At 38.8% G+C, this 11,127-nt stretch carries 9 protein-coding genes and 1 pseudogene; 8 read left to right on the forward strand and 2 right to left on the reverse strand.

Features of this window, described 5'->3' with window-relative positions:
• Positions 1 to 120: 120 nt before the first annotated feature.
• Together K8S13_RS01880 and miaA are read right to left on the reverse strand one after the other, a co-directional pair.
• On the reverse strand, positions 121 to 1,692 hold the full coding sequence (locus K8S13_RS01880; protein WP_291460003.1) for a penicillin-binding protein activator: 1,572 nt from the start codon (positions 1,690 to 1,692) through the stop codon (positions 121 to 123).
• Positions 1,693 to 1,847: 155 nt separating this feature from the next.
• Positions 1,848 to 2,759 (reverse strand): tRNA (adenosine(37)-N6)-dimethylallyltransferase MiaA, encoded by a 912-nt coding sequence (gene miaA, locus K8S13_RS01885; protein ID WP_291460004.1) that lies wholly within the window; start codon positions 2,757 to 2,759, stop codon positions 1,848 to 1,850.
• Positions 2,760 to 2,909: 150 nt separating this feature from the next.
• On the opposite strand from miaA, the pseudogene K8S13_RS01890 reads away from it, so the two are divergent.
• The 8 genes and pseudogenes from K8S13_RS01890 to K8S13_RS01925 all read left to right on the forward strand — a co-directional run.
• A pseudogene (locus tag K8S13_RS01890) lies at positions 2,910 to 6,002 on the forward strand (FAD-dependent oxidoreductase).
• A 15-nt stretch (positions 6,003 to 6,017) separates the two neighbouring features.
• A complete protein-coding gene (locus tag K8S13_RS01895) occupies positions 6,018 to 6,440 on the forward strand; it encodes a hydrogenase iron-sulfur subunit (protein WP_291460005.1) in 423 nt (140 codons plus the stop codon).
• A gap of 16 nt (positions 6,441 to 6,456) precedes the next feature.
• Positions 6,457 to 7,404, forward strand: a complete 948-nt coding sequence (locus K8S13_RS01900) for a 4Fe-4S dicluster domain-containing protein (RefSeq protein WP_291460007.1) — start codon at positions 6,457 to 6,459, stop codon at positions 7,402 to 7,404.
• A 16-nt stretch (positions 7,405 to 7,420) separates the two neighbouring features.
• On the forward strand, positions 7,421 to 8,473 hold the full coding sequence (locus K8S13_RS01905) for a 4Fe-4S dicluster domain-containing protein (RefSeq protein WP_291460008.1): 1,053 nt from the start codon (positions 7,421 to 7,423) through the stop codon (positions 8,471 to 8,473).
• A gap of 17 nt (positions 8,474 to 8,490) precedes the next feature.
• The gene (locus K8S13_RS01910) at positions 8,491 to 9,336 is read left to right on the forward strand and encodes an FAD/NAD(P)-binding protein (RefSeq protein ID WP_291460009.1); all 846 of its coding nucleotides are present in this window, start codon (positions 8,491 to 8,493) and stop codon (positions 9,334 to 9,336) included.
• Positions 9,337 to 9,460: 124 nt separating this feature from the next.
• A complete protein-coding gene (locus K8S13_RS01915) occupies positions 9,461 to 9,778 on the forward strand; it encodes a TusE/DsrC/DsvC family sulfur relay protein (RefSeq protein WP_291460011.1) in 318 nt (105 codons plus the stop codon).
• Positions 9,779 to 9,873: 95 nt separating this feature from the next.
• Positions 9,874 to 10,329: an Lrp/AsnC family transcriptional regulator gene (locus K8S13_RS01920; RefSeq protein ID WP_291460012.1), complete on the forward strand. Its 456-nt coding sequence runs from the start codon at positions 9,874 to 9,876 to the stop codon at positions 10,327 to 10,329.
• The coding region (locus K8S13_RS01925; RefSeq protein ID WP_291460014.1) for a nitrilase-related carbon-nitrogen hydrolase at positions 10,326 to 11,127 on the forward strand (802 nt) is incomplete at its 3' end. The genes K8S13_RS01920 and K8S13_RS01925, both read left to right, overlap by 4 nt.

Consider the following 11,127-nt stretch of genomic DNA (forward strand, 5'->3'; position numbering starts at 1 on the left):
ATATGTTCGGCCCCAAGCCTGTAAGCTTCGGAGGCAACATCACACCCCACATTTCCGGCGCCAATAATTACCATGCGTTTGCCTGGCTTTGCTTTGTCTGTTTTTGCCTGTATCAGAAAATCAAGAGTAGACATGCTTACCTTGGAGGGCATCCTTCAAGGTTTGTCTGGAATCAATGGTTTCATCCATGGCAGTTAAAAAAAGCAAGGAAGCCGTATCATAGGATATGGCCTCTAAGAATTTGGGTTTTGTATTAAACAAAGTTTCAAAATTTTTTGTAAATTGGGCTGTAGCAGAATTTACACTGCTGCTAAAAAATCCATCAGTAATAATGGCCTGTTTGTTATATCTCTTTGCATCTTTCAACAGACTTTTATGATGCCACAAATTTGTTCCAATAAGATAAATACCTCTGGCATCGTTATATGCAAGTTGTGGAAGTATCAAATTTACTATAGAAGGAGAATCCGGGATAAACAAGGCTTCAAAATCAATCTGAATTTTTTCTTCCTCTTTTTCTTTCAATTCTTCCAGAATTTCCGGTTCTATCCCGGTTTGCAGTAAACTTGTATTTTCATCTTCGTCTATTGCTACATTATTTTCAAGTTCAATCGCCTCTGGTTTTAAAAAATCAGGAATAGGAAAGAACTGTCCTGTAAGCTTTTGTATGGGTTCAGTAAAATCTGTTTTCTTACCGTCATAAGACTCAACACCAACAACCTCTCCATCATATTCATCCACTATATCCCAGAAAAGTTCCATATATTTTTTGCCATATTTTTCATTTGGATAAAGAATCGCCACTTTTTTTATTCCAAGTTCTAAAAATAAATAGGCACCAAGTGTTTGAACCTGCATTTTAGGTGTAATGAAATTTGCAAACAGATAATCTCCCTGCAAAGGGAAATCACTCTTTTGAGTTAAAGCAATCATGGGTATTTGAAGTTTTTGGGCTTCCATGCCTGCCTGGTTTACAGTCAATAATGGCCCTATTATCCCGGCAACATTTTTTTGATGAAATGATCTCACACCTTCAATAGCAATATCCGGATTTGCCCGGGTATCGTGAATGATGAGTTTGAATTGCCGATTATATTTTTTTGATAACTCCTGAATGGCCAGCTGAATCCCTGATAATGCCCGTTGGCCGAAAATGGCATATCTCCCCGTCAATGGTAAAAGGCACCCAATCGTATCTCTATTGAAAAGTGATTTTTTAATGACATCCACAAGATCGGCTGCATCTGAATAGTACGGATGGTCAGGATATTCAAATAAAAAAGTTTCAAGCACTTCCTTGGATCTAACTATATTATTTTCCACATCGGTTTCCAGAGCATAGTTCAAACCCAGCCAATATAGCAATAATGATCTTGGAATCTGAATATTCTTTATATCAATAAATGCCTCTATGGTTTTTGTCGGTGTTTTTGCAAGAACCGATTCAATGCGTTGGATAAGTTGTGATTTTTCACCCTCACTGGCTTGGGAAAGTGCCTGATTGTATATAAACAAAGCATCCTGGTAATTTCCCTGGAAAGAAAATTTCTGAGCTTCAGCAGATAATATTTCTATCATTGAAATTTTTGATGGATCATATTCTGTTTTTTCTTCTGCAGGTTCAGGCGATACTTCATATCCCATATCTTTTTCAATAGGTGGCTTTACAGGCAGCTGTGTACAGGCGGTCAAACATATCATTACAATACAAATTATTATGTATCTACAATATAAAAACCTTGTATATTTATGTTTCATTTATTTAAGTGCTTCTTTTAATTATTATTTTTTTCATAATATTTTAAACTCGTAATCTTTCGAACCCGAACTATAAGTAAAATATAAAACTATGTCAAAAACTCTTTTATCAAATTTTCAGCCAGATTAAACTGGGACTGGAAAAGCCAGGTGATCTCTTTATCCTTGCGAAACCATGTAAACTGCCGTTTGGCATATCTTCTTGTATCCCGTTTCAGCAGCCGCACTGCTTCTTCCCAATCAACTTCATTTTTGATAAACATGGCCATATGTTTATACCCAATGGATTGCATGGATTTTAAATCAAACGAATATCCATTTTTAACCAGGGCAGTTACTTCTTTGAGTAACCCCTGCTCTATCATCAAATCAACCCGTTTATTAATGCGGTCATATAGTTCCTCCCTGTCCATGTGGAGTCCTATTTTAATGCTCTTATACCTTAAGTCATCAAAATTATGATTTTTTTGCCGAACAGAAATTTTATGACCGAAGGTCTGATAAACTTCTAATGCCCTGATCACCCTGAAAGAATCATTGGGATGTATTTTTTTTGCAGCTTCAGGATCACATTTTACAAGCTTTTGATAAAGACTTAAGCTTCCCTTGTCTTTAAGTTCCCTGTTTAATTGTGATAAAGTTTTTTCGCATATGGGTTTTGCCCTGAACAATCCATTTAGAAGAGCCCTGATGTAAAAGCCGGTACCACCAGCAATGATGGGTATCTTTCCACGAGCTATAATACCTTCAATGGCTTTATCCGCAGTCTTAACATACAGGCCGGCATCAAAATCATCTTTAGGATCAAGAAAATCAACCAGGTGATGGGGTGCCTGTTCTAATTCTTCAGGGCCTGGTTTAGCAGTACCAATATTCATATGCTTATAAATCTGCATTGAATCAGCACCGATGATTTCTCCATTGAAACGCCGAGCAATGGATATGGCAAATGAAGTTTTACCAATTCCAGTAGGACCGCAAATGATAATAATTTTCTTCATATACAATGTTTATATTCGTTCAATAATTGTTGACAAGCCTTGTTTGATAGCTCTATAACATAATATTTTGATTAAGAACATATAAGATCATAAATGGTTTATTATGATCACAATGGCATGATTTTTTTGTAAAAACAGGAGAATAATAATATGAGTAATAAACTCACCGGATCTGTAGTTGTGATTGGTGGCGGTATTTCCGGCATGCTTTCAGCACTTGATCTTGCAAATTCCGGGTACTATGTTTATTTGGTAGAGAAAGGTCCCTCGATTGGTGGCGTTATGGCCCAGCTGGATAAGACCTTTCCGACAAATGACTGTGCAATGTGAATTATCTAACCTACACTGGTCGAGGTCGGCCGGCATTTAAATATTGTGCTTTTAACGCTTTCAGAAGTCCTAGATATAAAAGGTGAGAAAGGCAATTTCCAGGTAGAGATTCTTAAAAAACCCAGGTATGTTAAGGAAGATCTGTGTGTAGGCTGTGGTGCCTGTGCTGAAAAGTGTCCAGGCAAATTTGATGATATCTATAATGCAAATTTAGTCAAACGCACAGCCATTTATGTTGAATATCCCCAGGCAGTACCCTTAAAATATGCAATCAATCCTGATGTCTGCCTGAAACTGACCAAGGATAAATGCGGAACCTGTGAGGATGTATGTCCTGCCAATGCAATTGATTATACACAAACCCAGGAAATGATCACCGTTGACGCAGGGTCAATTATTTTTTCCCCTGGTTTTACCCCGTTTGATCCCCGCAAGTTTGATAATTATCAATATGCAAATTTTCCAAATGTTATAACTTCCATGGAATTTGAACGAATTTTGTCGGCAACAGGTCCGACCATGGGACATATCACAACATTTCCGAAATTGCCCATCAAACCTAAAAAGAAAAAAGATAAACTGCTTGCCGAAAAAAGAAAAGATCCCAAAAAAATTGCATGGTTTCAATGTGTGGGATCAAGGGATATCAATAAATGTGATAACCCTTATTGCTCTTCTGTCTGCTGCATGTATGCAATTAAAGAAGCTATTATTGCAAAAGAGCATGCAGGAGATGATCTTGACTGTTCTATTTTCTTTATGGATATGAGAACACCTGGCAAGGAATTTGAAAAGTTTTATCTGAATGCCAAAGAGAAACACGGCATTAATTTTATCCGTTCCAAAGTTCACTCTGTCACTGAGAATCCTGCGACCCATGATCTGGATATTCGGTATGTAGATGACTTCGGCCAGATGGTCGATGCAACCTATGACATGATTGTCCTGTCTGTCGGGCTTGAAATATCAAATGAAACTAAAGAGCTTGCCACAAAACTGGGTATTGATCTGACGTCCAACGGGTTTTGTAAAACCGATTCATTTGAACCTGTTTCAAGTTCCAGGGATGGTATTTATGTCTCAGGTGTATTCAATAATCCTAAAGATATCCCGGAATCCGTTCTGGATGCCAGTGCAGCTGCATCTGCTGCCGGGGATGCCTTAAGCGCTGCCAGGGATACACTTACCAAGGCGGTTGAAATAGTACCGGAAATCAATGTAGTGGGTGAAAGACCCAGAATCGGCGCTTTTATCTGTGATTGCGGTTCTAATATAAAGGGTGTAGTAGACTGTGCTGCCGTCACTGAATATGCAAAAACCCTTCCTTATGTCGAGTTTGCCGGTGAACCCATGTATGCCTGCAGCCAGGATGCCCAGGATAAGATGGTTGAATACATCAAAGAGAAGAATCTAAACCGTATTGTTGTTGCAGCTTGTACGCCAACGACCCATGAGCCATTGTTCCAGGAAACTTTGGCCAATGCAGGGTTAAATAAATATTTGTTTGAAATGACCAATATTCGAAACCACAATTCATGGGTCCATAAAAATAATCCTGAAATTGCCACCCAAAAAGCCAAAGACCTGGTTAGGATGGCAGTAGCCAAGGCTGCATTGGCTGAACCGTTAAAAGAAGAAAAAATCAATGTTAATGATTCGGTTGTGGTGATTGGTGGTGGATTGGCGGGTCTGGCTTCTGCAAAAAGCCTGGCAATGCAGGGATATAAAACGCATATTATAGAAAAGAAAGACCAATTGGGTGGCGAGGCCCATAAGCTTTATAAAACTGCTCAGGGTGAAATTGTTCAGGAAAAACTAAATAAACTGATCAATGAGATTGAAAACAATGACAACATAACCATTCATTGTAATACTATCCTTGAAAGTGTTGACGGGTTTGTCGGCAATTTTAAATCAACCCTGAAAACCAATGATAAAGAATTTGAACTTGAATATGGAATCGCAGTATTGGCAACCGGTGCCAAAGCCTTTGTACCGGATGAATACGAGTATGGAAAAGATGACCGCATCATCACTTCTCTTGATCTGGATAAAATGTTTAAGGACAATGATGCGAAACTTGATGCATTAAATTGTGCGGTTTTCATCCAGTGTGTCGGATCAAGACAGCCCGATCGCCCCTATTGCTCAAGGGTTTGCTGTACGCACTCTGTTGATAATGCCATCGAGCTCAAAGAGCGGAATCCTGACATGGATGTCTTTATTCTCTACCGGGATATTAGAACCTATGGAGAAAGGGAACTTTCATATACAAAAGCAAGAGAGCTTGGGGTTATCTTTATTAGATACGATGTGGATAATAAACCACAAGTCAGTATTGAGAATAATAAACTTTTAATTAAACTGAATGATCATGTATTAAACCAGCCGGTTCAAATTGAGACGGATTTGATTACGCTTGCGACTGCACTTGTTCCAAGAAAAGATGAGACACTTGCCAATTTCTTTAAAGTGCCCTTAAATGATGAAGGGTTCTTTGTTGAAAAGCATGCAAAATTAGGCCCTGCTGAGTTTGCAACAGACGGCGTCTTTCTGGCCGGTTCAGGCCACTATCCAAAACCTGTTAACGAGGCAATTACACAGGGAAGAGCAGCAGCGTCCAGGGCACTTACCCTTCTTGCAAAAAAAGACAACCTGTTTACCAGCGGCGTTGTTGCCAGTGTTGATCCGGAGAAATGCAGTGAATGTGGTGTCTGTGTGTCCATTTGTCCCTATAATGCACCCGGATTTATGACGGAGGGTCGTTTTGAAGGAAAAGCCGAAGTAAATGCAGTGCTTTGCAAAGGTTGCGGACTCTGTGTGGCATCATGCAGATCCGGTGCCTTGCATCTTAGAGGATTTGATACGAATCAGATTTTTTCACAAATATTTGCCCTGGGTGAAGTGGTTTAAAGGAGATAATAAATAATGGCTGAAAATGATATTAAAATTGTAAGCTTTCTTTGCAACTGGTGCAGTTATGGTGCTGCTGATCTTGCTGGTGTCAGCCGGATGCAATATCCTGCTGATATCCGGGTAATACGGATACCATGTACGGGAAGACTGAGTCCTAAATTCATACTTTCTGCATTCAGGGAAGGTGCTGATGCGGTATGGGTGTCCGGCTGACATCCGGGTGAATGTCATTACCTGGATGGTAATTATTATGCACGCAGAAAATTTGCACTCATGGGAAATCTCCTGGAGCATATGGGAATAGAAAAAGACAGGGTGCATTTTTCCTGGATCTCATCTGCGGAAGCCACTAAATTTGTGGATGTTGTTAAAGAAGTTTCAAAAACCGTCAGGGCACTTGGGCCAAATAAAAAACTTGTAAAGGACTATAACTAATAAAGGTAAGAAGTTTATGGATACCTGTATAAATAAAATCAGGGAACTTTCTTTGGAGCTTCTGGAAAAAGGGGAAGTTGAAAAAGTTATTGGTTTTGCCAACGGAACCATTCCCATGGCAACAAGTCCTATTGCCGTTACATTGAAACAAGATATTGAAAAACTTGTTTTTAATTCAACATGCGGACTTAATCTTGCCAATTATATAAGAAATCAAAAAGGGAAAATAGCCGTAATAGCGAAAGGGTGTGACACCAGGAATATTGTCACCCATATAATCGAAAATCAGGTCAATAGAGATCAATTGTACATTATTGGTGTACCCTGCAACGGAATGATCGATAAAGCTAAAATTGCATCATTATTTGATGATGAAATCATATCATTTTCTGAAGACGGGAATAATTTGAATGTTAAATCTTCCCTAAAGGAAGAGCAAGTAAACAAAAAGGATTATTTAAGGGAAAACTGTCAGTTTTGCACGCATAGAAATCCTGTGATTTATGATGTGCTTGCTGCTGATCTTGTTGAAGAGCAGACTTTTGATAACCCCTATCCTGATGTTGAAAAAATTGAAGCCATGGATCCGGACACTAAATGGACCCACTTTCAAGAGTTAACAAAAAATTGTATCCGGTGTTATGCCTGTAGAAATGCCTGCCCGATATGTTATTGTCCCACCTGCTTTGTCGATGAATCAGGACCTCAATGGGTTGGCAAAGGTCAGGATAAGACCGATGTAAATACCTTTCATTTTTTAAGAGCATTTCATTGTGCCGGCCGCTGCACGGATTGTGGTGCATGTGTTGAAGCATGCCCCATGGATATTAATGTCAGAGATTTTACAAGAAAGCTGAATAAAGATTCCTTTGAAATGTTTGGCTGGGAAGCAGGATTAGACTTAAACAAACGTCCGCCTCTGGATACTTACAGTCCGGATGATCCCGACAATTTTATCAAATAAATAAAAAAGGCAAAAAATGAAATTTATAACAATTGATAAAAAAAACTGGGCCAACGGCATTGAGAAATCAAGGGAAACCTACCGGCTTTTTGGTCCTGTTAAAGATAAAAACGGCTTTCTTATCAAAAGCCTTGGGAATGATATCCTGCCTGACATGGAGAATCATGATAGTGTTATGTCGGCAAAATCAGTGCTGTTTCCCCAGACAGAAAAAATGCTTAAAACCACCCTGGATGAATCACAAGAAGACCACCACATCATGAAAAGAGTAGAAACCGACACCACACCAAGAGCGGTTGTGGGAATCAGACCCTATGATGCAAAGGCGATTGAGCTGGTCAAGCTTAATTTTGATACTGAGGATTATCGAGATCCATACTGGTGTGACGCTTACGAAATAACAACCTTTGTTGGTTTAGGCATAAATAAACCCGGGCCATTTGATTTTTCCACCTCCACAGGTTCCGGACCATTTTGTGACGATGGCCTTGATGTTCTTTTAGCAGATCTTGATGATAAGTATCTGGCAAAAGTCTTGACGGACAAAGGGGATGCCTTTATGGGTGCCTGCGGGTTTGATACGAATGCCGATGAAAAGGAAAGCGGAGCTCTTTTTGATATTTTACGAAAAGAGGCTGAAAAAAATATTGATTCACATATTAATACAGACAAATTAAAAGGAAAAACCATCCTTGACCTCCACGAGGCCCCTTTCTGGGATGATATTGCATTTTCCTGTATTAACTGCGGGACCTGCACCTTTGTCTGCCCAACCTGCTGGTGTTTTGATATTCAGGATGAAACCAAACGCAAATCATCCGTCAGGATTCGCAACTGGGATACCTGTATGTCGGCATTGTTTACCCGCCATGCTACAGGACATAATCCAAGGGCGACAAAGACCCAGAGAGTCAGACAAAGATTTATGCATAAACTAAAATACTTTCTTGATAAATACGACCAGGGGATCATGTGTGTTGGTTGCGGCAGGTGTGTTAAAAGCTGTCCGGTTAACATTGACATACGTGAAGTGTGCGAAATAATGAACTCATACGAAAAACAAGATTAGCGAACAAAGGAGGAAACATGGAAAACCCCTATTTACCTTATCCGGTTCGCATTGATGATATTGAAATTGCAACTGAAGATAAGTCGTTAAAGACATTTAAATTTGTTTTTTTAAACAAGGAAGATGAAGAAAAATTTTCATATCAGGCCGGACAGTTTGCAGAATTGTCCATTCCGGGCATAGGAGAAATTCCCATTGGAATAGCATCATCCCCTGTTGAAAAAGGATTTGTCAAATTTACCGTATTCAGGACGGGTGTTGTCACCTCTTATCTCCATAACATGAAAGTCGGAGATATTATGGGAATCAGGGGGCCTCTGGGCAATTGGTATCCCTGGGAACAACTTGAAAATAAAAATGTTGTCATTATTGGTGGTGGATTTGCCTTTACAACTTTAAGATCCTCTATTATCTATATGCTTGATCCCGGCAACAGGAGCAAATTCAAGAATATTGATGTTGTCTATGGTGCCAGATCTCCGGGTATGCTGCTCTACAGGGAAGAGCTCTTTGAATGGGAAAAACGAGATGATATCAACATGCATATAACCGTTGATGGAACCGATGATCCCAATTGGAAATACCATACAGGCTTTGTTCCCCAGATTGTTGAAGAAAATGCTCCAAAAGCTGATGAGGATACATATGCCATTATCTGCGGGCCGCCCATCATGATTAAATTTACCCAGCCGTCCTTAACCCAGTTAGGATATAAGGAACATCAGATTATCATGTCTCTTGAAAATAGAATGAAATGTGGGATTGGCATGTGCGGCAGATGCAATATAGGCAAAGAATTGGTTTGTAAAGACGGCCCAGTCTTTACTCTTGAACAAATCAACCAAACCCCGAAAGAATATTAAAACGGGTTTATTTTATATTGACAAGTAACCATTGCTTAAGATATGTTTAGCATTTGATTATTGAAGCTAAGACAGAATGTCTTAAAATGATAGTAAAAAAACTTTTTATTGGAGGAAATTTTAAATGGCAACAGTTGAGTTTAATGGAAAAAATTTCGAAATAGATGAGGATGGATTCCTTCTTGATTACAATTCTTATTCTGAAGAATGGGTAGATTATGTTAAAGGTCAGGAAGGTATCGAAGAGCTTACGGACGAACACTGGGTACTTGTAAAAGTTCTCCAGGATTATTATGAAAAAAATGGTATTGCTCCAATGGTTCGAGTTCTTTCCAAGCTTACCAAGTTTAAACTAAAACACATCTATGAATTATTCCCGTCAGGACCTGGAAAAGGGGCTTGTAAAATGGCCGGTCTTCCTAAACCAACCGGATGTGTATAGCATAAAACCAGCATTCGATACTTTTAGTTAGGTTTTAAGGGCTCTGCATGATAAGTGCAGGGCCTTTTTATATTTTTTTCTAAAGGAGTTGAAGTATGACGGTAATTGATGAGAAAAATAGAAAAATTCTTAACAATATCCAAATTGATTTTCCTATCCATTCAAGGCCCTATAAAATTATTGCACAGAGACTTGGCCTTTCAGAAGATGAGTTGATCATAAGGATCATTCAGATGAAAGAACAGATGCTGATCAGACGTATTGGTGGAAATTTTAGTCCTGACAGGCTCGGATACCATTCAACTCTTTGTGCGGCCAAAGTGCCTGAAGGTAAAATTAAACTATTCACAAAAACAGTAAATGCCTATTCAGGTGTAACGCATAATTATAAACGGGATCATGAATTCAATATTTGGTTTACATTTATTGCCTCTTCCGTTGAAATTATAAAAACCAATCTTAAACAAATTATTAAAGTAACCGGCGTTGATACCATACTGAATCTGCCGGCAACAAGAGTTTTTAAAATTAGTGCCAATTTTAAATTATGAAAGCAATTAAAGCTGCCCTCATCGTTCAAAACTGCATTGCCGGTAATTTTGAAAAAAATCTTGCGTCAAGTTGTCACTTCATCTCCTCAGCAAGCAAAAAGGGTGCAAAAATCATTGTTTTTCCTGAAATGAATCTAACCGGTTATGTCGCAGGCTCTGATATTATTTCTATTTGTAAACCCATAAATAAAGATATGACAAACCTGTTTTCGAGCATGGCCAAAGATATGCAAATTACAATCCTTATTGGCCTTGCAGAGAAAACACCCAATAATAAAATATATGCATCACACCTCATTTTTAACTCTACGGGATCATTTGAGATATATAGAAAAATCCATACTGCACCTTTTGAAAAAAAATATTTCACCGCAGGAAATAAAATAACAACATTTAAATCACACGGACTTAAGTTTGGTGTCCAGCTTTGTTATGATGCACATTTTCCTGAACTGACGCTGGCCATGGCATTAAAACAAGCTGATATAATTTTTATCCCTCATGCATCACCCAGAGGAAGTTCACAGGAAAAATACGACTCCTGGATTCGACATTTAAGGGCCAGAGCGTTTGACAACGGCCTTTATATTGCTGCCTGCAATCAAACCGGAGATAATACCAAAGGTTTGTTTTTCCCGGGGATAAGCATACTCATCGGACCGGATGGGAATATTATCTATAAATCAATTGATGAAACGCCCGGGATACATATTATCAATATAAAAAAAGCTGTGTTAGATCAGGTCCGATCACATAAAATGCGATATTTTCTGCCCAACAGGCGCAGTGATTTGTTTA

The sequence above is a fragment of the Desulfobacula sp. genome, assembly GCF_021107415.1.